We start from the raw sequence: 25,593 nt of genomic DNA, 5'->3' as shown, positions 1-25,593 counted from the left end.
TTGCGCAGTTATTTGCTTCGCGAGTTACTTGTTTCGCTTGCTTTCTTGCGCGCCGTCATTCAACGGGAGGCGAATTATGCGGGGCTATTTCAGTGACGTCAAGCGTCTTTCTGAAAAAAAATAATCGGGCCACATTAGGTCGCTCAGCCGACGGAACCCGACCACTTCCGATTAAGTTGGCTGCGCGATAGTCGAACTACGCAAAAAGTGTGTTTCGTTCGAATCCGATGAGATCGTCGCGGCGGCATCGGCCGCGCCGGTTCGACCAGCCTGGGCCAACATTAATGGTGAGAAATTCCACGGTGAAAAACGCACCCAATGCTAACTCCCCCTCCCTTGCTGAGATGCCGTTGTGTCAACGCGCTTCTAATGCAGCAACAAATGTCGAGCAGCGTCTGAAGGAAGCGGTCGAAAGCAGGCGCTCGAGCATCGCGTCGCTCAGATAAGTGCAGCACGCTGCAGCCTCCGAAGCGTCGCTCGTTCTCGGCGACACATAGCTTCATGACTTCGCGCACGTCGACTGGCACAGGCGACAAAGACTGCGCGCCGCTCACGGTGGAATTGTTGTCTTGTCTGTCTTCGTTACCTTTGGCATCGAGCGTTCGCGCGAGGCTCATTCGCTCCCAGCCGAGAAACGCCCACACGCTCCGACGCCAAAGCGTGCTTCGACCGTTCCTTACCGCCGCGGGGTGATGATCAGTGAAGGAGACAAGCGGCTGTATCGGGCCTTGATGGACAAAAAGCTGCCGATCTCACTGGCCACGGCCTCAACACCGCCTGGCACAGCGTCTGCCGGAATGAAGGAGGGGATGCGGTCCAGGGCTTCTCAAATGGGAGACTCACATCGTCGCGTTCATCTATCAGGCGGCTGCCGGCGTGAATCGGCTCAACGCACGACGAGCAACGATTTATGCATTCCCATCGCATAGTGTCCCGGCCGATTGCAGATCAGCACGTAACGGCCTGGCGATAGATTCAATGACAGGCGTTTGGTGGAATCCCTGTCCAGGTTCTCCACCTCGCCCATCTTCTTGAACCGGCTTTCCGTGACCTGGCCGTTGCGGACGGGCAATCGCGCTTCGTCCGCGTCCGTTCTCAAAACTACGAATTCATGCACGGTATTGCTCTTCGCTCGATTGTTCACTTCGAACGTGACGCGCCCTGCTTTCGCTGTGCCGGTGTCGAGCCGGATCGAATCGTCGGCGAGTTCAACGTGGATTGTCTCATTCGCTAGACCGCTCAGCGGGACAACAAGCGCAACCATCGCCAGCATGCGCATTGAAATAGATGTGCCGACCTTCATCGTCGATTCTCCGAAGCAGCGCGTTCGCCAAATGACGTTCGGCCATGGCGATGGTCGGGCCACCCATGTATGCGCTGGTAAAAACTCGTTCGCCCACTGATTGACCAAGCCGCCTGTGCAAATGGTTTGGGCAGACATCTGATGCTTACGAAAAGGAGAAAGCGACCTGACATTTCGCCAGTGGCAGACATACTCGCTTAGCACCTGCTCTCCCCAACAAAACGTGCCGGAGATCGAAATTATTCCGCCTGAGCGTGCGTGCAAATTGCGAGAACAGCGATGCCGCGTGATGTGAATTCGCCTGAAATCGATGAAGCCGGCGTAAAGGGTTCCGTGAGTCGATGACACAAAGACATGTAAGCCTTGGAATACATCGCGGCAGTATCCAACGACTCTTGCTCTGCTGCACGAACGATCCGAGTCGCGATTCGAACTTATCGCATTACGCCTGGAATTTTCAAAGTCCAGCCGTCGTTTACCTTGTTCCAGCTTCGATTCACAGATCAGGTCCTCACCAGCCCGACCAAGGAGAGTGCCATGTCTTACGTCTCGGGATGTTTGAAAGCAGCGGCCGCGATGGCCCTCGTCGCCGGTTTCACAACCGTTCATGCTGGCCATGACGATGCATACGTCGTCACACCGCTCGTCTCCAACCTGTCAGGCGCTGCCCCCAAGATGGACGGCGTGTTGCAGAACGCCTGGGGCATCGCCTTCAGTCCTGCTGGCAGCCCTTTCTGGATCAACGACAACGCCACGGGCTGTTCCACGCTATATGACGGCGAAGGCACAAAGATCGCATTGCAGGTTGTCATTCCGCTGCCCGGCAATGTGATATCTCCCGGCGCCTGTCGACCTGCCTATCACAACAATCCGGCGAAACCTGCGCCTGCTGCGCCCACGGGAATGGTATGGAACGCCTCCCCGGCGTTTCTCGTGCCAGGAACGGCGATCCCCGCAGCGTTTATCTTCTCGACCGAGGACGGCACGCTTTCGGCCTGGGCCGGCGGACTGAATCCGCCGAATAACGCCGTGATTGCGATCGACAATTCAGCCGTTCCGTCCGTTGCCAATCACGCCGTCTACAAGGGCCTAGCGTTCGGCGTCAACAAGAAAGGGCTCTTCCTCTTTGCGACGAATTTCCGTTCAGGCCGGATCGACGTTTTCGGGCCGAGTGGCGGCACGGACGGCCGCTACATTAGCGCGATGACGGACGGCGGCTTCGTCGACCAGCAGATGCCGGCCGGGTATGCGCCATTTGGCATAGCCAACATCGATGGCGATCTTTTCGTCACCTACGCGCAGCAGGACGACCAAAAGCACGACGATGTTGCAGGTAACGGTCACGGGTTCGTCGATGTATTCGACACGGACGGCCACCTGCTGCGCCGCTTCGCCAGCCGAGGAACGCTCAACTCGCCTTGGGGAATCACGCGCGCATCGTTCGATTTCGGCCCTTTCAGCGGCAAGATTCTGATCGGCAACTTCGGCAATGGTCGAATCAATGTCTTCAATAACGACGGCACGTTCGTCGACCAGCTGGAAGATGCGTACGGCAATCCTCTCGCCATCGACGGCTTGTGGGCGCTGACACTTGGCGGCGGCCGCAACTCGAATTCGGACACCGTGTACTTCTCTGCAGGCCCTAACGACGAAGCCAATGGACTATTCGGGATGATCACTCCGGTGCGCGGCCACAAGTGACACACACGGCGCGGTCATGACAGTGACCGTCGCCGTTCGGGGTGTTGCTGGTATTTAGTGAAGCGCGGACAAGTGACGGAGTATCGCGCTTCACGCCTTATGGTCGCGCAGGAATCTAAAGAACTCCACGCCTTCCTGCAGGCGTCGTTTCATCATCTCCCAGCTCACCAGCATCTCGCGGACGATCTCCCAGATCTTTGTCGGTCTGAAATAGAAGCGCTTGTAAAACTCCTCGACGCCAAGAAAGATCTCTTCGCGCGAAAGGTGCGGATAGCCGATAGTCGATTGCTGTGTGCCCACCGAATTGACAAGCATGATGTGCTTGCTTTCTTCGAGCCATCCATTCTCGACCGCTTGCTTATGGAGAACCGTACCCGGATACGGCGCTGCGAGCGATACCTGGATCGTGTGCGGATTGATCTCTTTCGCATACTGGATCGTCTTCTGTATCGTTTCGTGCGTTTCCCCTGGAAGCCCAAGAATGAATGTGCCGTGAATCTTGATGCCGAGCTTGCGGCAATCTTCACTGAAGCGGCGCGCCATATCCGTGCGCAAGCCCTTTTTGACATTGACGAGAATCTGGTCGTCGCCGGATTCGTAGCCGACGAGCAAAAGCCGCAAGCCGTTTTCCTTCATCACTTTGAGGGTTGAATACGGGACATTCGCTTTCGCGTTGCATGACCACGTGACCCCTAGCTTGCCGAGGCCGCGGGCGATCTCTTCGGCCCTCGGCCTGAGATCGGTGAAGGTATCGTCGTCGAACATGATCTCCTTCACTTCGGGCATGTTGTCCCTGATCCATTTCACTTCTTCAAGGACATTCTCCACCGAGCGCGTGCGATACCGATGTCCCCCAACTGTATGCGGCCAGAGGCAGAAGGTGCACCGCGACTTACAGCCCCGGCCCGTATAGAGCGAAACATACGGATGTTTGAGGTAGCCGCTGAAGTAGTTCTCGGTCTTGAGGTCACGCTTGTAGATGGGCGCGACGAACGGCAGCTGATCCATGTCTTCGAGAATGGGCCGGGCTTCGTTGTGCATGATTCCACCGTCGGGCAGACGATAGCTTAGCCCACGGATCGACTCGAAAGGGATTCCCTGCGCGATGTCGCGACAAGTGAAGTCGAATTCTTCACGGCATACGAAGTCAAGCGAATCGCTCGCCGCGAGTGAGCCGTGCGGATCGACCGCTACCTTCGCGCCAATCATCCCAACCAGGATGCCCGACTTGCGCTGTTTCAACTGCTCCGCGAATTGCGCATCGCTCTGGAACGAGGGCGAGCTTGTGTGGATGATGACCAGGTCGTATTCCTGAGCAATGTCCAGAGTGGCATCCAGAGACAGGCCATCTGCGGGAGCGTCCACGACACGACTATCCTCGACCAGGGCAGCAGGCTGTACGAGCCATGTCGGATACCAGAATGATCGGATCTCGCGCCTCGTCTGGAAACGTGAGCCCGCTCCACCATCGAAGCCGTCGAACGAAGGTACCTGTAGAAACAGCGTTTTCATAAATCCCCTCAAAAGATAACAGTCCGCTTGCTGGGATGATTCGCCCAAAGGTTTCGGCAGGTTCTGGCGATGTCCTCGAACCGATTCAGGCCTTCAAAAACGTCGCCAGTCAGGGGGCAGCCAGTAGAGACGCCAGCCGCGCCGATCGGAATTCAGGATTGCAGCAGGGCCGCTCAAGAATACTACGACTCACGAGTTATGAATGACAAACGCTTGGGCATTTTCTTGCGCCTAATTCCGCGCTCGATTGAAACGAGAACGTTTTTCACGCATCGAGAAGTTCGACCGCCCTCGCCGATTGCCCCATACTGGCAACGAGCGAAGACATCCAATGAAGCATGCAGCGATGGCGAGCGACACTATCGACGCGCTGCGCGTGTTCGCACTGCTCAGTGAGGACGGGAGGCGATGGATGACACACGGTCGAGACCATATGGACGGTGTTCCCGTTGGAAAAGGCCAGTACATCAGTCCAGCCGAATTTTTGTTGATGGCAGGCTTTCTTGCATATCGCGCTCCGCTGGCGTCGGCCGATGCCCGAGCGGCGGCCCGCCGCATATTGGTCGCCGTTCTCGAAGTCGCGGCCGCTCGCGGGTTCGCTGAATCAGATGTTCTCCAAGCGATGATGGCGACCTCCGATAAGTCTTCGCGAATGTGGAAGCTGGCAGAACAGGCGACAGCTGTTGTCGGTAATACAGCCATGTACCTGCAAGTGATTCGCAGCGCTGGTGTAATCATCGATGCAGACACGTGAAAGCTGCCGGTAACGAAAGTACTGGAGCGCGACGCTTGAACGGTCGCTCCGTGCTGAGTCGCTAGTCGACTGCGTCATTGATTTGGCACCTGGCGGATTCGACGCGAAGGATCGTCATACTTCCACTTGATCGGCTTCGGATTTTTGTTGTGCTCGCGGATGTAGCGCATGAGTTTGCGATTCAGATCCTTTACTGAAGTGAAGATGCCCCGGGCGATCACATCACGCTGGATGCGCGAGAACCAGTTTTCCACTTGGTTAAGCCACGACGAGTAGGTCGGCGTGAAGTGCAGACGTACGTTGCGATGCGCGTTGAGGAAGGTGGCCACCCGCTCCGTCTTATGGCTACTCACGTTGTCACAGATGACATGGATTTCTCTGCGTTTGGGCTGGCTGGCCACGACGTCGGTCAGGAAGGCCACAAACTGTTCGCTGGTGTGGCGCGGCGCTGTTCTGCCCAGCACCTCGCCGGTCGCAGTATTGAACGCCGCGAACAGGCTGAGCGTGCCGTTGCGCTTGTACTCGAAGCCGTGACTCTCGGCGCGCCCCGGCGACAGCGGCAGCATCCGGTCCTTGCGGTCGAGTGCCTGAATCGCGGTCTTCTCGTCCACACAGAACACCGCTGCGTGCGCCGGCGGGTTCAGGTAAAGCCCGATCACGTCGGCTGCTTTGGCCTCGAAGTCCGGGTCGTTGGAGACCATGTGCCGCTCCAACTGCTGCGGCTTGACCCCATGCTTGCGCCAGATGCGCTGCACGGTCGAGACCGACACGTCGCCGAGCTCTGCCGCAAGCTTATAGCTGCTCCAGTGTGTCGAGCCGTCGGTGGGTTTGTGCTTGAGAGTACGGTTGAGCACACGCGCCTCAAGTCTGGCTGGCGGCTGCTTGGGAGCGCGCCCGGGATGTCGGGCGTACATGCCAGACAGTCGCTCGCTAAGAAAGCGCCCCGACCAGCGCGCGATGAAGCGCGAGTCGCAACCCAGTGTGCGCATGATGCTGTCGCGCGATTCGCCGTCCTCGAGCATCAGGATCAACTTCGCGCGTCGTACGTCCGCCGCACGCACCGTTCGGCTGCGCGCCGCCGACAGCAGTTGCTCGCGTTCGGTATCGGTCAGATTCATTTTGCCCATGACCCGCATCTGAACACACTTGGGGTGCCAATTCAATGATGCAATGCACTAGTGGCGGTTCCCGGCACGCATGAAGCGCGCCGCGAAGCCGACGAGCCTCGGGATCGTTTCGGGACGCAGCAGCCGTCGGTCATAGCCAGAGAAGCGGCGCTTATTTTCGGCGAGACACAGCTCCATGAGTTCGCGCGCGCCAATTTGCCCCGGCGACAGTGACTGGGCGCCGTTTACGGTGAAGTTGTTATCCTGCTTATGCTCGTTGCCTTCGGCATCGAGCGTCCGTGCAAGGCTCATCCGCTCCCAGCCGAGAAACGCCCACACGGCGGCCACCTTCATCTCAAACCGGATGCGCCGCCACCAGGATAGCTTTGCGCGATGCCACGCCGCCCAGTTTGCGAAGAGCAGGATATGGCGGCACTCCTCTTGCATGACCGGCTCGAACGTTTCGATCAGCTCAGGCGGGAACAGACCCGAGCGGCGGGCAACCTCGAACAGGCCGAAGGCGAAGAAGCTGTCGACGCACTCGCTGTAACCCGTGACCAGGTAAGCCCACTCGGCATCCTTGGGATAAACGTAGGGCGCCTCGCTCGCAAGTGGAATACCGTACGCAGCTACCATTCGCGATAGGACCTCCTTATGGCGGTTCTCCTCCCACGCGTTCAGCGCCAGCGCATCACGTACGTCAGGCTCGCTGATCGTGGCGGCATACGCCGCCATGCGCAGCCGCGCCCGTCCCTCCGTCTGCACTGCGATGTCCCAGATCGGCAGGGATGCGATTCTCTCGAGTGCGTCGGGCTCGAGCCGCGGCCAGTCCAGGACCGATGGCCGGTACGGACTAAAGGTCTCGCGAAACATCCTGCACATTTCCCGACGATGCACATCGGAGCCCGGTTTCAGCGTGCCCGTAACATTGCTTGTCCACTGCCTGACGTTGCGGTCCGAGGCTTCGATGGTCGCGTGGTCGGGCTCGCGCTGCGGCAGGACAGGCGGACGAAAGCCTTGAATAAGCTGTTCGACAGCGAATCCGTCAAAGAGAGATTCATTCATTCTGGAGACGTCCAGGTGAATGCAACACTATCAATTACGACGTCGCATGGACCGATTGGGTCGAATCCGCGAGTCTAAGCGATGGTCGCGCGATCACTTCGCATTGGCATCGCCCGACTTTACGACCGTCTTCACAGGCGTCGAGCGCCGGACACCGAACGAACGCTCGGCTGCTTGCCAGTACACCAGTCCAGGCACAAAGAAGAGAAGATCCCGCACGCGGCGCGCACCCGCCAGCGCGAGGCAGGTGCTCGCATCAATACCCAGCATGCCGCCGATCAGTACGAATCCGCCCTCCTGCACGCCGATGTTGCCCGGCACGACAAAAGCCACGCTGCTCACGAGCTGAATCAGCGCTTCGAGCACGAAAGCCGTCGCGAAGCTTGCGTTCGTCCCGAGCACGCGCAATGCGACCCAGATCTCGAGCGCCAGCCCGAGGCATTGCAGCGTTTGCCAGATGAACAAATAACGAACCACGACGCCGGTCTGCCGCCAGATCAGCTTGATCGACTGATCGATGCGCGCCGATTTGCCGACGAGGGCATACACCTTTCCGCTCGTGACACGGTTGAGCGTTCGCGCGGCGCGTTCGAACGGCCGTGCGTGTTGCACGAGCGCGAACAGCAAGAGCACCGGCATCAGTGCTGCAAGACCCCACGCCAATCGTCCCGCCAGGCGCGCGGAATCCGACGACGTCTGTCCCAGCACGTATCCCAGCGCGATGAGCGCGAAGACGACCTGGCTGATCAACGTGAGCTGCATGTCCACGACGAGACTCGCCACGGTGGTTGCAGGGCGCACGCCGACGCGTCCGAGCAAGCGAAATGAAACGATCTCCCCGCCGATACGCGCCACGGGCAACAGGCCGTTGATCGACTCGCGAATCCAGACGAGCTTCAGCATGGTCGCAAGGGAGGGACGCTCGGCATCGCGTATCAGCAGGCGCCAATCCCACGCGTTGGGCAGCATCGGAAGGATATGCACGAGGGCAGCCAGCACCAAACCCGCGCCAGCGGACTCCAGCAGATGCAGGATCGCTGCGGGGTCATCGCGCCAGATGAGCCATCCCGCGATCATCAGCCCGAGGAAGGCGGCAAGAGATCCGAGATATTTCATCTGGACACAGCCAGTCCATAAAGACTGGTCGTTATCGAATCGATGCTCATTTCAGATTCGCGTCACGTTGGACACACGGCGACAACAACCCGTCCTCGCCGACATCGAAGTGTTGTCCGCGCCATAACACGCGGGACGAAAAGAAACTCGCCAGATAGATTACGAACTGAAGGACATCCCAGAGCGGCAACCATCCAATGCCGCCACAACGCGCTCCTGTCGCGCGGTCCGTTTGCAAGACCAGTATCGCGCGAACCATCAATGTCAGCGCGATCAGTGCGCAGGCCAGCGCATTGCCGGACGAAAAGAGCACGGCGAGCAACGCGAGGGGAAACGGATGCATCAGGACAGCACCGAGATGCCCCATCGGATCGGCTGCGCGAATCGTGCGACTCCATCGCAGCTCGTGCGATATCAGCTGAGCAAACGTGCTCTCTACGCACGCGTGACGAACGACGAACGGAGGAACCGCAACCGATAAGCCGCTGGCGCGCACCGCTTCACCAATCGCGTAATCCTCTGCGAGATGATGCGCAAACTGCGCGAGACCGCCTATGCGCAGCAGTGTCGCCTTCGTCATGGCAATGGTCTGGCCGAAGCATGGTCGCGCGCGTCCAATCGACAGTCCGGTGACTACGCCTGGCAGGAAGTGATAGTCGGTCATGGCGCAACTGACCCGCGGCCAGAAACCGGGCGCGCACATTCCGCGATAAGCGTTGGTGACAAGACCGACGCCGGGTTGCTGAAGCGCACCCATGATGTCGCGAAGAAAGCCTGGCGCTACGCGTACGTCGCTGTCGGAAAAGCAAAGGACATCGTGCTCCGCATGATCCAGCATGTTCGTAAGATTGGCGATCTTGCGGTTAGGCCCGTAGACCCTGCCGTCCACGACGACGGTTATGCTTTTCTCAGGAAAACGCGCGCGCACGATATCGACCGCGCCGAGCGCCGAATCACATCTGTCATGGACGCCGAAGATATATTGAACCGGTCCCGGGTAGTCCTGCTCCACGAAACTCGTCAGGTTCTCCAGTAATTGCCACTCGTCGCCATGCAAGGGCTTGACGATGGTGACGGCCGGGAAGCAAACGGGCGCGCTCATCGGGCGCGCAAAGAACCGTCGCATGAAGAAGCCGGCCGACACCGTGTACACGATGCCCGAGCCGGAGCACAGTGCGGACAGCACAGCAGCAAAGGCGAAGAACAGGTGGACAACATGTAGCTGAGCCATGTGTCTTCGAACAGTAGCGTGCTCGGGACACAAAGCCTGCGTGACGGTTGCTTAAGACAGCCTTAAGGGACTCGCAGTAGTTGCGCAATTGCTATCGCTTCACGGCGACAAGCAAACCGTCAGGAGAGGCGTATAGACTTTGACGCTGTGCAGTTGCAGTCATCTTGTTGGCGCAGGGAATGTGTAACCTGAAATCCAAGGCGGACTCTTGAAAGCCATTACCGTCGGCATTGCTCGTACGTACCTCAGAACGGCGTCTGCGGCGGCGATGTTACTGCAGGTCTCGCAGTTCATAAGCATTTCGATATTGGGAACGAGCGAAGCAGTCTTCGAGACGCTTCGATTTCGACTATTAGCTGCCGGCATTATCATTGCGTTCGTGGGGTTGGCACGGCTTTGCAGTTACCTGGCGTACGCCCATACGATGGCGGCAGGCACCGCCGATTCTCCTGGCGAATTCGGCGCATCAACGCATCGGTGGTCTCGGACCGTACTGCGCTTCTTCTTTCTGATGCACTTCCGTTTTACGGGACAAGTCGACGCTGTCGCAGACTGGCATCTCGCCGTGAAGACGTGACATGGACGCAAAACTCACCCATGCAACGCAACCCGCTTTCTGATCTTTCGAACACCGCCACCCGGATCGTCGCCGGCGATCGCACTTCATTGGCTCACTGCCGTTCTGGTGTTGACGCAGTTCGTTCTTGCCCAGATACGGGGCCTCGCCCCGCGTTCGGCTTCTCTTGACGGTGATACTCGTATTGCGGATCCTCTGGCGCCTGTCTTCTGACATCAGACTCCGCCTGCATCAGTTGGCTGGATCGAGCTTGCCGCCCAGGCCATTCACTATCTCCTCCACGCGCTACTGATTTCCGTCGCGATGCTCGGATTTGTTCTCCGGTGGTCCGGGAATAAGCGTCGGCTAAGTCAGTTGGCGCTTTCGAGCTCCGCGTCGATAACCGTCCTGGTTCGCGGACCTTCGATGCAGAAGTGTTTCGCCAATGCATCGACGACGTTTTCCGCCATGGCGCGACGGGTTTCTTCCGTTCCCGAACCGATATGCGGCGTCAGCACCAATCTGCGATCACGTATCAGCGCCTCGGGAACAGCGGGCTCGTGCTCGAACACATCGAGCGCGGCGCCGGCGAGCTTGTCCGATGCAAGCGCCGCGACGAGCGCCTGTTCATCGACCACGGGACCACGCGCGATGTTCACGATGAAGCCGCCGGACCCGAGCGCATCGATGACGGCCGCATCGATAAGGTGATGTGTCGCGGGCGAGAGGGGGCACGTGAGGATCAGCATGTCGCAGTCGCGCGCGAGCCGGGCTACATCGTCGTAGTAAGGAATGTCCACGGCCTTGCGGCTGGGACCGAAATACGCGAGCTTCGAGCCGAACGCCTGCAGGCGTTTCGCGATCGCCGAACCGATGGTCCCCAACCCGACGATGCCGACCTTCATGCGCGAAATCGAACGGCCCAGCCTGTAGTGACCTTGCACGGGCCATTGTCCCGAGCGCACGTAGGCATCGGCGTTCACGAAGTCGCGCGTGACGGCCAGCGCGAGACCGAGCGCCGCATTTGCCACGTCTTCAGCCAGAATGTGCGACGTGTTCTCGATGCGAACGCCGCGCGAACGCGTCGCTTCGACATCCACGTTATCGAGGCCTGCGCTGTAGCTCGAGATGATCTCCAGGGCGGGAAGCATGTCGAGGACCGCCGCATCGATCTTCGTCTTGCGCAACGCGATACCGCGAACCTTGCTGCCGTGCTCTCTCAGGAACGCGCTCGCGGCCGCCGGCTCCCTCGGAAGATCGAGCACGCTGAAAAGCGCGTTCAGTTCGGCGTGAGTCCATTCGGGCAATTCTGCCGCGTTGAGAATGATCGGCTTGCTCATGATTCGGATTCGATGGTGATGGCCCGGCGCGTGCTGATCGCGCCGGGCACGTTATGCAATTGATGCCCGGGATAAGCATGGAGCGGCGAATCAGGTCATCTTGACGCGCTCGATCTTGCCCATGAAGAACAGGTAGACGACGGCCGCCACCAGGCAGTGCGCGGCGACGAAGTATAGTCCGACCGTATAGCCGCCCGTGGCCTGCACGAGATAGCCGAACACGATCGGCGTGACGATCCCGCCGATATTGCCGATGCAGTTGAAGATCGCGCCCGCGAGACCCACCGCCTCGCGCGGAGCCGTATCGCTCACGATCGCCCATGTTCCCGCGCCCGCCGCCGCGCCCTTGCCGAAGAAGGCCAGCGTCATCAGCAAGACGATCACGAGATTGCTTTCGGTGACGGCGGACAACACGATGCTGCAACCCATCCCCATGCCGACGATATACGGCGTCTTGCGCGCCCACGACACGCTCCATCCGCGTCGGATCAGCCAGTCGGAAATCGTGCCGCCCGCAATGCCGCCGACGAAGCCCCCAACGGCCGGGACCATCGTCGCGAAGCCTGCCTGCATCACGTTCATGCCGCGCGCCTGAACGAGGTAGATCGGAAACCAGGTGATAAAGAAATAGCTCAGCGCGATGGTGCAGTACTGGCCGATATACGAGCACCACAACATGCGGTTGCCGAGCAGCATCCGCATCACGCCGGAGGAAATCGCGGGGCGCGCGGCAAGCTCGTGCTTCGAATCGATATCGATCATCGCGCCGCCCGCAACGATGTGATCGAGCTCGCCGCTGGAGACGCGCGGATGCTTGCGCGGCTCGTACATCACGACGGCCCACAAGCCCGCGGCCGCAATGCCGATCAGACCCAGCGCGATGAACGGCGCAGGCCAGCCGAATTGCGACGTGAGCCAGCCCGCGAACGGCGAGAAGATCGCCACGGCGAAATACGATGCCGACGCGAACAGCGACGTAGCGAGGCCCCGCTCTTGCTTCGGAAACCACATGACCGCGACGCGGCCATTGGCGGGAAAGCTCGGCGCCTCGATCAGTCCGAGCGCGAAGCGCAGCGCGAACAGCAGCCCCAGCGCAATCGAGAGATCCGACGTGAAGTCGCCGATGAAACCCACGAGCATCGTCGCGATGGACCAGAGAATCAGCGTCGCGCCATACACGGTCTTGGTGCCGAGGCGATCGAGCAGCAAGCCGCCGGGTATCTGACCGACGACATAAGCCCAGCTGAAGGCCGACAGCACGTAGCCCAGCTGCACATGATTCAGGCCGAACTCTTTCGAAATGCCGGGGCCGGCAATCGACAGAATGGCGCGGTCCGCATAAGCCACCGTCGCGAGCAGCAGGATCATCGCGAGGATCGAATAACGCGTGCGGGTCGTGCGGGTCGCCGTGCCCGCTATATACTGGGTCGTTCGCTCTGTAGCCACCGGTATCTCCTGTTTCATGCCCCATACGCGCCGCGTTTGACGCGTGATTCGAAAGTCTTTCGACCTGCCGGCCGGACTTCTCTCGGGGAAAATTTATGTTTGGCATTAAACCGACGCCATGGATGACCGTCAATCTTGATTGATTCGATCAACGTGAAGAACTGGATGACCCAAGAGGAAGCCTGCGAGGCTCTCGGCGTGCGCAAACAGACGCTCTATGCGTATGTCAGCCGCGGTCAGATCGAGGTGCAGGGCGACCCGCAGCACGCAAACCGCAATCTGTATCGCGCGTCGGATATCACGACGCTTCTGAAGAAGCGCAGCCTCGGGCGGGCGCGCAGGAATATCGCGGCGAGCACCATGGCGTGGGGCGAGCCGATCATCGACACGAGCATCTCCACGATCGTGCGTGGACGGCTCTACTATCGCGGCCGGGATGCGGTGCAACTGGCCGCATCGGCGACGCTGGAAGAGGCCGCGCGGCTGCTATGGAACATGGACGACCTGCCGCGCTTTCCGTCGTTCGAGCCCGTTTCGTTCGACGGCCCGGCCAGCGCGCGTATCTACGCCGCCATGGCCAATGCCGCGGCGAACGACCGGACCGAAACCGCACGCGATGGCGCGGACAGGCTGGCTCAGGCTGCCGCACTGGTCGGCCGCCTCGCCAGCAATTTCGTCGAGCTGCGATCGCATGACGGTGCGCTGCATCTGCGGATCGCGGATGCATGGGGCGTCCCGCGTCACGCCGATCTGCTGCGCCGCGTCCTGGTCCTGCTGGCCGATCAGGAACTGACAAGTTCATCATTCGCGGCGCGCGTGGCCGCATCGACGGGGGCCTCGCTCGGGGCGAGCATGATCGCGGGGCTGGCCGCTTTCTCCGGCCCGATGCACGGCAACGCGATCGTGCCCGTGCGTCAGTTCATGGACGATGCGAAGCGCTCGGGAACCGAAACCGAGGTGCGAAGACGGATATCGAATGGTGAGCCGTTGCCCGGTTTCGGTCACGAGCTGTATCCACAGGGCGATCCGCGCGCAGCCGATCTTCTGCGCGCCTTCGATGCGCCCGGCGCGGCACGCGAGCTGATCGACTGTGTGGAACGCTTGACGGGCAAGTTGCCCGCAATCGACATGGCGCTCGCCGCGCTGGTCGAGCGTTGCGGGCTTCCGGAGGGTGCGGCGTTTGCCCTGTTCTCCATCGCGCGAAGTGTCGGCTGGATGGCTCATTCGATCGAACAGATCATGGAGGGAACCTTGCTGCGGCCGCGGGCGCACTATGTCGGGCCGGCTGTCATCGAATGAGCGTATGGCCTGTTTTCGAGGACCGGGCAAGCCGTCAGCCGGTCACCGAATGAAATCCATCGGGCAGAGGCGCAGGCCGCTCGAAGCTCGTCTCCAACAAGATCGCGACCTCCGCGCTATGCCCGAAGCTCAAGGCCTTTTGCGCACCGGCCACGGCGAACAGGCCGAGCCCGATTGCATCGAAAAAGAGAACAGGCTGTCGCAGGCGGCGCAGTGCTGCATACGCGAAAATCGTGACCGCGGACGCGAGCAGCGAAGCCGCCAGATACCGCCAGTTCGAAAGCCCCGCCGGGATAGCGCCGATGCAGACGTCGCGTACGATGCCGCCGCCGCACGCCACCATGAAGGCGACGGCTACGAGACCAAATAGTGGCCGTGCGGGTAGCTATCGATGGCAGCTTGCAGAAGGCTTGTCCGTATCACAGGTTGAATAGCTGTCAAAAGTAGTCAACTTGGTGCCGTGCAATACGTAAGCCGGCGAGTTCATCGCGCACTCGGAGATGTTCTGGATGCGTCGCATAGGCCTGTAGGGCCTCCGCGCTCGCAAATTCAGAGTACAGCACGACGTCGCAGGCATACTCGATTTTGCTCACATCGATGCCTATTTCCAGCTTGAGCATTCCTGGTATCTTGTCGTTGAGGTTTTCGAATGCTCCCTTGACGATGTTCGCCGACGCCAACTTCTCTTCCGACGACTCCCCGCGTACATTCCACATGACTATATGTTTGATCATCATCGCTCCGGTTTTGGCACAGTTGCCTCCTGACAGCACCTGTTTGCTTGGGTCGCCTCCCAGACACCACTCCACTACATTCCGGCTAGCCATAAAAGGATAGCCAACACTGGCTGGTGCGAATCGCGGCGACCGCCAAATACGACTCTATCCTTGGATCTATTTCGACGCATCTTTCCAAGGCATTCAGAACTTTGTCTCTATTCCGACGCGCGCGATCGATTGCGTTGCACTACTCGATGCCCCGTCGAATACACCGCTGATTAACGCTTGGCCGCCACTTGCAGCCCTTTGATAGATACCTGCAGCGTAGATGGTTGTGCGCTTCGAGAGAAAGTAGCTGATTTTCGCCGCGACTTGATGGGCATGTTGTTCGTCAAGGAACTCATTGCCCTTCATGTACATGTACGACGCGCCGGCCGTCAGATCCGGGGCCAAAAAGTACAACGCGCCGGCCTCGATCTCCCAGATCGAGGCCCCGTTTCCGCCGTTGTGAACAGTCGTAAAGAGCGCATTCGCGGTCAATTGGCCCAGCGTGACATGGGCTCCTGCCCCCCAAGTACGAACACTGACCTGCACACCTGCGACGCCGGATTTGACGTTCGTATACGCCGCGTTCGCGCCAAAATGATCTCCGGCGTAGTTCAGCCCGAAGCTTGATGCGCTGTTCGCTGCGAACGATCCGGCAATACCCCCGAATCCGTACATCGCTCCGACTGAGAAGCCACCGTACGCCGGCGACACGTACTTCACCGAGTTCTGGACACGCTCACCCGCCATACGGTCCCAATCGAAATTTCCGGTCGGGTTGTTCGGGAGGTTCAGCTTGGCGAAAGGCCCTGCGCGAAACGCATAGAGCCCGCCCGTGTAGATCGCAGCATCATTCATCCCGGAAAACAGAGAGTCCGTCATGAAGTCGTACTGATTGCCCAACGTCAGACGACCAAACGACGAGTTGTCGAGCCCGACGAAGGCCGTTCGGCTGAATATGCTCTGCCCTGGCAGAAAGCTTCCGTTGCCCAGTACGAACTGACTGCGAAGATCAAAAACAGCGCGCGTTCCTCCACCGAGATCTTCCGCCCCCGTGAGGATCAACAAGTTCGGAACGAGGATACCGTCGTCGAATTTCACATTACTGTGGCCATTTTGATTGCTGATATAAGAAACACCACCATCTATCAAGCCACTCAGCGTGACGTTGCTCTGTGCGTGCGCTGCGGATGCTATGAAACAGCCGACTGCCGTAGACATAAATGCATTTCTCATTGGATCTCCAATGTTTCCGCAGTTGATTTGATTTATTCCGATGCTGAAATGTCGCGGTGCGAAGTGACGCGGGTCAAAGGCCAGGTATTGGATGGGCCGGCTTATCGCCGGCCGCGCGCTTACTGGCCAAATTCCGAGCTGAGCCGCGTGGAAGCATGACGGGAAACACGCCCGGGAGCCGTCTCCTTCAGGCACACCGCGACGACCAGCCCTATTAGGAGTGCGCCCAGCGCAAGGTGAATCGCATGTTCGAGGCCGTAATGCTTGGCCACGAACCCGGCCAGCGCCGGAGCGATTCCACCGCCAAAGACTTCGCCGACGCCAATAACGAGACCGGAGGCTGTGGTCATGAGTTTCGCCGGAACCGATTCGGCACTGATCGGACCCACCGTCAAGGTAATCAGCGCGAAGATAAAAAAGAGCGTCATGAACAGATAACCGAACAACTTCATCGTATTGGCGTCGCATCGCGTGAGCAACGCGAGGAACGAGAAGGCGCCGATGACCGAGACGATCATCACGGGCTTTCGACCTAGCCGGTCGGAGAGTGACGGCATCACGAGCGCACCTGAAGCACCGCCGAAGCCGATAGCGGACAGCACAAACCCCATTTGCTCGATACTCAGATGCAAGGTTTCGGTCAGATAGCTCGGAAGGAAAGCGGGCAAAACAACCAGGTTCGTTACCCAACAGAACATCCCTACGATATTGAGCGGAATGTTCCGGTAACGGAAGACGTCGGACCATTTGTGGAGAGTGGCGTCATGTGTCTCGGTATGCTTCGCCGCAGTCTTTGCATCGCTGTCGCGCAGGATTCGGTACAGCAGATAGGCAACGACTACACCAGGCACAGAGGCGAGCGCGAAGATCCAGTGCCAGGACACAACCTTCAACAGCTGCGTCACGAGAATGGGCGAAAGACCAAGTCCGAGCAGAGGCATCATCGTCTGCTGAAGACCCACGTTGAAGCCGTGTCGCGACGGCTTCGAGGCATCGATGGTGGCTATGATGCTGACGGGCGTGTAAGCGCCTTCGGCGAATCCCATGGCAACACGAATCATGACGAGGGAGCCGAGTCCGGCGGCGAAGCCGCTCGCTCCGCACAACAGCGAGAACACCAGCATCGCGGGGATGATCACCTTGCGGTGCCCGATCCTGTCCGACAGGTTTCCCATGAAAATCGACGAAAGTCCCCACGCCACAGCGAGGGCTCCAGCAATGATCCCGAGATCCTGGTAGTCGAAATGGTGCTCGCGGACCATGATTGGAAAGAGCGGCATGATCATGAATCTATCGATGCCTACCAGGCCGAAACCAATGGACAAAAGCGCGACCGCTTTCCATTCATAGGCTGTGTCCCAAGCCTCATTCAACTTAGTCATGACGTCGTCTCCGATATAGGTGAAGTTTTAATCTATAGCCTCTACGGACTACTTATGATTTATTCAGAGGAAAGATTTTGACGCCAACGGCGAACCGTCGGCGCAAAGAATCTGGCTAGATCGTGTCGCCCCCCGCAGTCGAAGGGGTCAGCGTGAAGTCGAACGCCGAGCGCCAGACCGTTTCTCCCTCGCTCACGCGCTCGAACGGCGCAACGAGCGTCTCCTTGACACCGAATACGGCGTCGGATTTGAGATATTCGTCGCCTCCCACGAACGTGTGAGTGACCACCGTCTCGAATCCGGGTGCCGTCACGATGAAGTGCATGTGGGCGGGCCTGTAAGGATGACGTCCGAGCGCGGCGAGCATTTTTCCCACGGGACCGTCATGCGGAATCGGATACGAAGTGGGTTTGATACCGACGAAGCTGTAGCGCCCGTCATCACCGGTGATGAAGATGCCGCGGTTGTTCCACTTCGGCTGAATGCCGGGCTGTTGTACGTCGTAGAAGCCCTCGGCATTGTCGGACCATACGTCGATGCGAGCGCCAGCGACAGGCTCGCCAGTCAGGCCGATCACGCGTCCCTCGAAAAGACACGGTTCGCCCTTTCCATCCAGCGTGATTTGCGCGCCCATCTCTCTGTGCGGTGCGCCCGTGACATGGAACGGGCCCAATACCGTGTTTTCCGTCGCGCTGACCGGGCGGCGGTTATTCAGCGCGTCGACCAGCATGGAAGCGCCGAGGGTGTCGCTCAGGAGGATGAACTCCTGCCGCTCCTGGCTGCAGATTTGACCCGTGCGCGTGAGGAAATCGATTGCGACTTCCCATTCGTGCTGGGTCAGGCGCACATCCTTGATGAATGCATGGAGGTGTTTCACTAAAGATGCCATGACTTCCTTGAGACGGGCATCGACGTGTGCGCCGATGCGCGAGTTGACAGCCTCAACAGAAGCTTCTTCGGTAAAGAACTGAGACATGCTTGACATTCCTTCTGAATTGATCTGCCGGAACTTCACTCCGGTCGTGCGCCTTCCCATGCGCGCTGCAGTAGAGCGCGAACCGCGTCTCTTTCAACCGATCTCGGATTCCAGTACGGATTCTTCACCGCGAGGTCAGCGGCGAGATCGAGTTGCGCCTCATGCAAGCCGAGTTCCTTCAGTGCGAGCGGTGCGCACAGCGATCGGGCAAACTCGTGCAAACCGCCTCCGATCGGTTCGCCGAAGAACGCAGCCAACGGTTGGAGTTCCCGAGCGGCAGCGGGCGCGTTGTAGGCCACCGAATGCGGCAGCATGATCGCGTGCGTCTCCGCATGCGGCAGATCGAAACTTCCACCCAGCGTGTGACAAAGCTTGTGATGCAGGGACATGCCGACCGTCCCCAACACCGAACCACAAAGCCAGGAACCATAGAGGGCTTGCGTGCGGGCGTCGAGATCATCCGGACATGCCGAAATCGCAGGCAATGCGTCATGTAAAGCACGCACGCCTTCGACCGCCATGAGTGTCGAGACCGGATTGCGATCTCGGGCATAGACCGCTTCGACGGCATGGGCCATGGCGTTTAGACCGCTGGTGACGCTCATGGGGACTGGTAACCCGACTGTCAGTGTCGGGTCATAGATCACCACTTCAGGGAGAATCCTTGCATCGCGGAGGGTCGTCTTGATGCCGTTTTCCGTTTGACCCAGTATGGGTGTCACTTCGGAGCCGGCATACGTCGTGGCGACCACGATCTGGGGTGCGCCGTTGCGCCATGCGATCGCTTTTCCGAGTCCGATAGTCGAACCGCCACCGAATGCAACCACACAGTCCGCGTCCGACGCCCGGTATGCGTCCAGCGCCTTGAGGGTCACGTCTACTGGCGTGTGCATCGCCGCTTCGCTGAAAACGCCAGCAGCCAGGGGGCCGATGCGCTCGGCCAGGCGCTGCGCGTCCGCCCGCTGAAACGGCGTTGCTAAAATCAACGCCCGCTTCGCGCCCAACCGCTCGATTTCTTCGCCGACGGCTTGCGCCTTGCCCGGACCAAACAGGATGCGGCCTGGATTGATCTCGTACATGAATGCAGGAATCATCAGTCGCTCCAGTTACGCGAGTTCGCGTTCGGCGACATGAAGTTTTTCCATCACTTCATCGAATCGCTGCTGAAGCGATTCGGCGCTGTTGGCCGTAGCCGCGACATAGAAATCCGGGCGCAGAAGTACGTACTTCGCGTCGATGCCGTTCAGCCAGCGTGCGTAGGTTCCATCGATATCCACGGCATCGCATGCCGTCCCAGGTGCGCCAATTTTTGCGGTCCTGCCCTCGAGCACTGCGAGTTGTTCAAGTTGCTCGTCAGTCAATGCAGCGTTTGGATCGGCATTCAGGCCGATCACGAACCAGCCATGTCCGACGACCTGGTCAAAGCGACCTATCTCACCGTTGGCCTCGACCACGCCCTGGACCGACAGCTCGCCTGCATGCGGGGCATCGACACACCAGATGCCCGGACCGAGATGGCAGACGTCCGTCGGAACGGGCTGATTGTTTCGAGCGGCCAGGTCCGCCTTCATCCGATCATCGCGTTCGGCCGCATGCTTTTCGTCCGCAATGCAGATGATTTTGCCGAGTTCCTGACTAAACTCGATGTAATGCTTCGCGTGTTCGAGTCGCTCCGTCGTGTAGCTGTTCAGCACCGTATCCGCCACCTTGCCTTCGAGGATTGCGTTCAGGCGCCAGCCGAGCGCCAGCGCGTCCCGAAGACCCGCGCACATGCCTTCGCCCGCAAAAGGAGGCATCAGGTGTGCAGCGTCGCCAGCAATTGCGCAACGGCCCTGGTTCCAGACCTTGGCCCAGCGCGCCTGGAAACGGTAGACCGCACTGCGCTCCAGCTCGGCGTTATCGGGCGTCATCCCCCACGGCGCCAAAAGCTCCCACGCGCGTTCAGGGGTCTGCATTTCCGCGACCGACTCGCCCGGCAGCAGCATGAATTCCCAGCGGCGACGGCCAGGGCCGCCCGGCACGATGGTCGTCGGGCGCTTGGGATCGCAGAGCTGCCATTGGGCAGGCTGCGGCTCATATTTCTCGCGCGGAATCATGTCGAGGATGAGCCAGTCGAAGAAATAGCCTTTGTCTTCGGACTCGATGCCGAGTGCCTCACGGACAAAACTATTGGCTCCATCAGCGCCGACCGCATATTTCGCCCGCAAGGTTCGCGTCTCGCCGTCGGGACCCACTTCCTGGACCGTGCGCCGGATCGTCAGTGTCACGCTCTCTGCATCCTGCGCAAGCGCGGCTGCTTCCCAGCCACGCAAATGCACGACATTCGGAATCGCATCGACGATGCGCGTCAGCCGTGCTTCGAGGTCGGGCTGATTGAACCAGTACCGAACGCGCCAGCCGGACGCGGACTGACTTTGCCAGTCGACGATCTGCAAATTCTCGCCCGCGGCATTTTTCCAGTAATACAACTCGTCGTGATACGTGATCGCCGGATCGGTCTCGGAATCGATATCGAGCGTTGCGAGAATGCGCGCAATCTCGTGATCGAACGTCACCGCGCGCGGCCGGCCATAGACCTGCGACCAGCGCTCGACGAGCGTCACCCGCTTGCCGCGCTGCCCGAGAAGAATGCCAAGCAGCGTCCCGACCGGCCCGCCTCCAACGATTACGACATCTGCGTCGAATGCTTCGATTGTCGACAACATCGTGGTGCTCATCTTTGTCTCCCAGTGTTCCGCGAAATGGATGTTGTCCATTCGCCCTCGCCGGGCAGAACGAACATCATGGGACCGAATATAGGTCGAAGATGAATGCTCGTCAGTTATGGTAAACACTCACTCTCGGTTATAGTTCATATATAACGATCGTTCGTTGTTGTCGGGGAGATTTTGGAGTCACGTGCCGCGCAGCCGCTTCAGCCAATGAAGCGCAGGATTCGCGCTTCACATCGTGGATACGCGCACAATGCGCATTCAAAGTAGAATGATCGTCAGGAACGAATGGAAAAACGGGAATGAACTCTTCGGCACGCGAATCAGAGCAGGAAGGACGGGTGGCGCGCAGGCAGCGCCGCAACCGCGAAGCGCTGGTGAAGGCGGCATGCGCCGTCATGACAGAGAAAGGAATCGACGCGGCGACGATGCTGGAGATCGCCGAGCTTGCCGACGTGGGCGCGGGGACGGTCTACAACTACTTCAAATCGAAGGACGAGCTAGCGGTGGCAGTCCTCGAAGAGATGATGCATGAGCTCGCGCTGCAGATCGAAGAAGCCACCGCCGCCGTCAAGGACCCGGCAGAGGTCTACGCCTTCGGGATTCGCACTGTGCTCGAGACCGCGACCACCGATCTCAGCTGGAAGCAGATGCTCTATCGTTCGGAGGTGATCGCCGATGCCCTGTTCCGGCGCATGGGTCCATTCGCCATACGAGATGTACGCAATGCCGTGAGCGCCGGGCGTTTTCCCACACGTGATCCCGACCTCGTGTGGCGACTGACGTCTCATGCGGTGGTCGGCGTCAGCATCGCGATCACCACCGGGGAACTGCCCGCCAGCATCAAGAACGAAATCCTCGTTCAGTTACTGTGCATGACCGGCATCGGCGTGGATTTCGCGACTGAGCTCGCCGGTCGGCCGATACCGGCCAGGGCCGCCAAGGAGGCAAAAGCGTCGAGCAAAGGTGCGAAAGCCGCGACGCGCGCAAAGTGAAATCTCGGGGTTCGCCGCCCCGTTGTAATGCGGTCGATTCGATACTGTGCAAGTCAACGTGAACGATCGATCAAACCCAAAGCTTCCGCTTTGCGAAAAGCCTGCAGTCGCCGCCGCACGCCGAGTTTGGCGTAGATCTGCTGCATGTACCATTTCACCGATCCTTCCGTCAAACCAAGGCGATCAGCAATTTCGCTGTTCCGAAGGCTGCGCGCCACCAGCTTAAGAATATCCATCTCCCGTTGTGACAGCCGCCCACTGACGACTGCGTCCTCGTCGCCTGCCGGCGCTTCCGGGAGCAGACTCGAAGGCTGACTGACGCGACGCCGTCCGGCGCCGAAAGCGGCTTTCAATTCATCCGAAAGCTGTAGATCAGATCGCGGCGCTTCCGGCAGGTCATACAGCGAAGCGATCGCCTCCTTGACGGCCTCCCCCTCTTCGAGAAATCCCAGAACCATGCCGCGTGATGCGGTCAGTTCGTCCACCTGCAGCAGCGCGCGTGTCGCGCCTTTGCGATCGCCCGCCATCAGTCTTGCCGCCACGATCAGCGTGCCCATGCGGATCTGACTTCGTATGCAAGCGCGACGCTCGGCGAACGCGTACCACTTCCTTGCGAGCGTTTCCGCCTCCTTGCTCGAACCTCGTGCGAGCGCGAGCCGGATCCAGGTGATCGCCTTGAGTTCAGTACGCGTCGTGACATCATCGGCAGGGGCCAACCCTTCGGGCTCACGTGGCAGGTTCACAGTCGCGGCGATGCGATGCGCTTCCTCGATGTCGTTGCGGCGCACTGCCTGGCGCACCCGCTCCGCCGTAACAGCCCAGAGCAGGCGATCGAACGATCGCGCCACGGCGAACCGTGTGCCGCGCGCGAGGACATCTTGAGCCGTTTGAGCGTCGCCCTCCAGTGCAGCGAGTCTCGCCCTGCCTACGAAAGCAGCGACGAGATGGTCGACCAGTCCGAGTTCGCCCGAAAGTGGCAGGTATTTATCGAGTGCGGCCTTCGCTTCGCGATACTCGCCACGTTCGAGTAACAGGTCCGCTAACAATACCGATGGAATGGAGGCCAACGGCCCGGAATCCCCCCCGATTCGCCGGGCGATTTGAATCGCCCTTTCATAGCCGCGCGCAGCGAGTTCCAGGTCACCACGCTGGAAGAAGGCCGGTCCGATTAGGCTTTCATGCCAGATGAGCACGAATGCCCTGCCCGCGCGTTCATAGTAGTCTCGTGCTGCCCGGTCGAAACGATCGAGCGAATCCAGCCTGTAGTGTTCGCGCTGCGCGAAGGCAAGTGATGTTTCCAGCGTTCCACGCGCATAGGGGTCGTCGGAGAAGTCGTCGAGGAGATCGAAGCAAAGACGCTCCACTGTCGGCATATCGTCCGAGAAAGATGCGAGCATCATTTTCCGGTGCACGTAAAGCCGATGAAACTTCAGCGAATCATCCAGCGACAGGGCTCCGCTGCGAGTCATCGCCTCGATCTGCGTACTCACCGCAGCGAGAATTGCAGACGCCTCTCCGAATCGCCATTCAAGGATAACGAACCATGCGCGGGCGAGTTGTATCCGTGGATGTCCACTCAACACCGACTCGGGGATCTGTCTGACCCAGCTCATCAACGACCAGAGGCTGCCTTGATAAAACAGATCGATGCAGACCGTATCGAGAATGTCGGCGGCGTATTCGAAGGCGCGCACCTCCAGCGCATGGAAGAGCGCCTCCTCGATCAGGTCGTTGGCGTGGTACCAGCGCGCCGCGCGAAGATGCAGTTCGGCAACGAGCGACGGCTCGGTTTCCAGCAAGCGCTGCTGTAGAAACTCCCTGAACAGGTGATGATACCGATGCCATTGACCCTGCTGGTCGAGCGAGAAGATGAACAACCCGCATCGTTCCAGAAGCCGTACGATCTCCTGGCTACCGTCGTACGCCCCGATCCCGTCGCACAGCGCAGGGCAGAACTGCCGCAGCACGGACGTGTGCAGTAGAAATCGCTGCACCTCCTCGCTTTGTGCATCGAATACGTCGTCTGCCATGAATGCGTGGACACCACGGATTTCACCGGCGAGCGCCTTGAGTCGATCCTCCCCGTGTTCGATGTCCCTGATCGATAGCGATACGAGCTGAAGGCCGGCGGCCCAGCCTTCGGTCTTTTCGAGCGCGCGTGCGATCAGCTCATCGTCGCCAGCGCCTGCGCCGCTGTCGGTAAGGAAGACCCTCGCCTCGTCTGCCGAAAAGCGCAGCGTCGCGGCATCTACCTCCACGAGTTCTCCTTGTGCCCGCAGCCTTGCGATGCTGAATGCTGAAGCCCAGTTCCGTGCGGCTGCCGAAAACGAAGTGGATTTGCGCAGGCGCGTCGCGCAGCAGACAGGCGAGCAGCCGTCCGGCCTGCGTCTCGCGTATGGCATGGACGTCATCGACGAACAGATACCGTTCGCGGGAGTCCCGCTCGAGTTCGTTGCACATCACGCCGCCGATGCCTTCAGGCGTTGCGCCGGCCGAGGTGGATAGCACGGCCTCGATTGCGTCTTCGAGTCCCGGAATCGCGAGCGCGGCCGCGCAGTGCAACGCCATGTCGGGCAGCGACCCGTCGAGGTCCGCGGCGCTGAGCCACGCCGGTCCTCTTTGCCCGGCTTGTAGCTCGTCGAAAAGCTGCACCATCAGCAGGCTCTTGCCGTAACCAGCGGGCGCACAGGCGAAGAGAAGGCGCCGCGAGGTGAGCTGCGCGAGTAAAGCCGGGAGCATTTCCCGATGCACTGCTTTGGCGTTCCTTCTCGGAGGACGCAGCCGCGTTGCCACGACGAGCATTCCCTGTCTCCTTCTGGAACGCCTCCGCGCGTCCCGTTTTTTCATATCGGCGCAAGCCGTTTCCAAGCGCACTTTTGGGGCTGATGTCCTCGAGTCGTGCGGCGTGGCGTGCTCAAGAATACACCGACCGCGGTGCCGGAGACCCTATCCAAAGATAGGCGTTCTGACCCGTGCTCGGCCATGACTGCTCCATGGCGCGGCCTGATCCTGGCGCAAATTGGGTCCTAGGGAAAGCACCGAGCGGGTGCGTTCACCGCCGCGCCGGCAGGAGATCGATTGCGCTCCCAGTCCGTTCGGA

The 25,593-nt window shown here is 59.8% G+C and carries 21 protein-coding genes and 1 pseudogene; 5 read left to right on the top strand and 17 right to left on the bottom strand.

Features of this window, described 5'->3' with window-relative positions; all coding sequences use genetic code 11:
• Positions 1–886: 886 nt before the first annotated feature.
• On the bottom strand, positions 887–1,303 hold the full coding sequence (locus AC1Z32_RS11430; RefSeq protein WP_483478803.1) for a hypothetical protein: 417 nt from the start codon (positions 1,301–1,303) through the stop codon (positions 887–889).
• A gap of 537 nt (positions 1,304–1,840) precedes the next feature.
• Between AC1Z32_RS11430 and AC1Z32_RS11425 the strand changes: the two genes are divergently transcribed.
• Positions 1,841–3,004 carry a TIGR03118 family protein gene (locus AC1Z32_RS11425; protein WP_483478802.1) on the top strand — a complete coding sequence of 388 codons (1,164 nt, stop codon included), beginning with the start codon at positions 1,841–1,843 and terminating at the stop codon, positions 3,002–3,004.
• A gap of 90 nt (positions 3,005–3,094) precedes the next feature.
• On the opposite strand, the gene hpnJ is transcribed toward AC1Z32_RS11425, so the two are convergent.
• Entirely contained in the window at positions 3,095–4,516 is a 1,422-nt protein-coding gene (gene hpnJ, locus AC1Z32_RS11420) for a hopanoid biosynthesis associated radical SAM protein HpnJ (RefSeq protein WP_483478801.1), read from the bottom strand.
• 331 nt (positions 4,517–4,847) lie between these two features.
• Here hpnJ and AC1Z32_RS11415 point away from each other — a divergent pair, with 331 nt between their 5' ends.
• Positions 4,848–5,270: a hypothetical protein gene (locus tag AC1Z32_RS11415; RefSeq protein WP_483478800.1), complete on the top strand. Its 423-nt coding sequence runs from the start codon at positions 4,848–4,850 to the stop codon at positions 5,268–5,270.
• Positions 5,271–5,344: 74 nt separating this feature from the next.
• Here the strand turns inward: AC1Z32_RS11415 and AC1Z32_RS11410 are convergent, their stop codons facing one another.
• From AC1Z32_RS11410 to hpnI, 4 genes are all read right to left on the bottom strand, one after another.
• On the bottom strand, positions 5,345–6,406 hold the full coding sequence (locus tag AC1Z32_RS11410; protein WP_483476817.1) for an IS630 family transposase: 1,062 nt from the start codon (positions 6,404–6,406) through the stop codon (positions 5,345–5,347).
• Between the two features lie 39 nt (positions 6,407–6,445).
• Positions 6,446–7,441, bottom strand: coding sequence for a ferritin-like domain-containing protein (locus AC1Z32_RS11405; protein ID WP_483478799.1), 996 nt, complete (start codon positions 7,439–7,441; stop codon positions 6,446–6,448).
• A gap of 93 nt (positions 7,442–7,534) precedes the next feature.
• Positions 7,535–8,557, bottom strand: a complete 1,023-nt coding sequence (locus AC1Z32_RS11400) for a lysylphosphatidylglycerol synthase domain-containing protein (protein ID WP_483478798.1) — start codon at positions 8,555–8,557, stop codon at positions 7,535–7,537.
• Between the two features lie 46 nt (positions 8,558–8,603).
• A complete protein-coding gene (gene hpnI, locus AC1Z32_RS11395) occupies positions 8,604–9,788 on the bottom strand; it encodes a bacteriohopanetetrol glucosamine biosynthesis glycosyltransferase HpnI (RefSeq protein ID WP_483478797.1) in 1,185 nt (394 codons plus the stop codon).
• Positions 9,789–9,996: 208 nt separating this feature from the next.
• On the opposite strand from hpnI, the gene AC1Z32_RS11390 reads away from it, so the two are divergent.
• A complete protein-coding gene (locus AC1Z32_RS11390; protein WP_483478796.1) occupies positions 9,997–10,365 on the top strand; it encodes a hypothetical protein in 369 nt (122 codons plus the stop codon).
• A gap of 350 nt (positions 10,366–10,715) precedes the next feature.
• Here AC1Z32_RS11390 and AC1Z32_RS11385 read toward each other — a convergent pair whose 3' ends face one another.
• Together AC1Z32_RS11385 and AC1Z32_RS11380 are read right to left on the bottom strand one after the other, a co-directional pair.
• On the bottom strand, positions 10,716–11,684 hold the full coding sequence (locus AC1Z32_RS11385; protein ID WP_483478795.1) for a 2-hydroxyacid dehydrogenase: 969 nt from the start codon (positions 11,682–11,684) through the stop codon (positions 10,716–10,718).
• A gap of 90 nt (positions 11,685–11,774) precedes the next feature.
• Positions 11,775–13,130: an MFS transporter gene (locus tag AC1Z32_RS11380; RefSeq protein ID WP_483478794.1), complete on the bottom strand. Its 1,356-nt coding sequence runs from the start codon at positions 13,128–13,130 to the stop codon at positions 11,775–11,777.
• A 165-nt stretch (positions 13,131–13,295) separates the two neighbouring features.
• On the opposite strand from AC1Z32_RS11380, the gene AC1Z32_RS11375 reads away from it, so the two are divergent.
• Positions 13,296–14,429 carry a citrate synthase family protein gene (locus AC1Z32_RS11375; protein WP_483478793.1) on the top strand — a complete coding sequence of 378 codons (1,134 nt, stop codon included), beginning with the start codon at positions 13,296–13,298 and terminating at the stop codon, positions 14,427–14,429.
• A 94-nt stretch (positions 14,430–14,523) separates the two neighbouring features.
• On the opposite strand, the pseudogene AC1Z32_RS11370 reads toward AC1Z32_RS11375, so the two are convergent.
• From AC1Z32_RS11370 to mhpA, 7 genes and pseudogenes are all read right to left on the bottom strand, one after another.
• Positions 14,524–14,799 (bottom strand): annotated as a pseudogene (locus AC1Z32_RS11370) (trimeric intracellular cation channel family protein); the annotation flags it as partial.
• 67 nt (positions 14,800–14,866) lie between these two features.
• Positions 14,867–15,163, bottom strand: coding sequence for a Dabb family protein (locus tag AC1Z32_RS11365; RefSeq protein WP_483478825.1), 297 nt, complete (start codon positions 15,161–15,163; stop codon positions 14,867–14,869).
• Positions 15,164–15,349: 186 nt separating this feature from the next.
• Positions 15,350–16,429: a porin gene (locus AC1Z32_RS11360; RefSeq protein ID WP_483478792.1), complete on the bottom strand. Its 1,080-nt coding sequence runs from the start codon at positions 16,427–16,429 to the stop codon at positions 15,350–15,352.
• Positions 16,430–16,548: 119 nt separating this feature from the next.
• The gene (locus AC1Z32_RS11355) at positions 16,549–17,811 is read right to left on the bottom strand and encodes an MFS transporter (protein ID WP_483478791.1); all 1,263 of its coding nucleotides are present in this window, start codon (positions 17,809–17,811) and stop codon (positions 16,549–16,551) included.
• Positions 17,812–17,926: 115 nt separating this feature from the next.
• On the bottom strand, positions 17,927–18,787 hold the full coding sequence (locus AC1Z32_RS11350) for an intradiol ring-cleavage dioxygenase (protein WP_483478790.1): 861 nt from the start codon (positions 18,785–18,787) through the stop codon (positions 17,927–17,929).
• Between the two features lie 35 nt (positions 18,788–18,822).
• Entirely contained in the window at positions 18,823–19,881 is a 1,059-nt protein-coding gene (locus tag AC1Z32_RS11345) for a maleylacetate reductase (RefSeq protein WP_483478789.1), read from the bottom strand.
• A gap of 12 nt (positions 19,882–19,893) precedes the next feature.
• On the bottom strand, positions 19,894–21,621 hold the full coding sequence (gene mhpA / locus AC1Z32_RS11340; RefSeq protein ID WP_483478788.1) for a bifunctional 3-(3-hydroxy-phenyl)propionate/3-hydroxycinnamic acid hydroxylase MhpA: 1,728 nt from the start codon (positions 21,619–21,621) through the stop codon (positions 19,894–19,896).
• A gap of 179 nt (positions 21,622–21,800) precedes the next feature.
• On the opposite strand from mhpA, the gene AC1Z32_RS11335 reads away from it, so the two are divergent.
• Positions 21,801–22,493 carry a TetR/AcrR family transcriptional regulator gene (locus tag AC1Z32_RS11335; RefSeq protein WP_483478787.1) on the top strand — a complete coding sequence of 231 codons (693 nt, stop codon included), beginning with the start codon at positions 21,801–21,803 and terminating at the stop codon, positions 22,491–22,493.
• A 53-nt stretch (positions 22,494–22,546) separates the two neighbouring features.
• On the opposite strand, the gene AC1Z32_RS11330 is transcribed toward AC1Z32_RS11335, so the two are convergent.
• Both AC1Z32_RS11330 and AC1Z32_RS11325 read right to left on the bottom strand, forming a co-directional pair.
• Positions 22,547–24,751 (bottom strand): winged helix-turn-helix domain-containing protein, encoded by a 2,205-nt coding sequence (locus AC1Z32_RS11330; RefSeq protein ID WP_483478786.1) that lies wholly within the window; start codon positions 24,749–24,751, stop codon positions 22,547–22,549.
• Positions 24,663–25,340, bottom strand: a complete 678-nt coding sequence (locus AC1Z32_RS11325) for a hypothetical protein (RefSeq protein WP_483478785.1) — start codon at positions 25,338–25,340, stop codon at positions 24,663–24,665. The genes AC1Z32_RS11330 and AC1Z32_RS11325 overlap by 89 nt, the downstream gene beginning before the upstream one ends.
• Positions 25,341–25,593: the final 253 nt, after the last annotated feature.

This window comes from Caballeronia sp. 11_S32, from assembly GCF_056930355.1.
The sequence above is the reverse complement of the archived record's forward strand: the minus strand, read 5'-3'. Positions and strand labels throughout refer to the sequence as shown.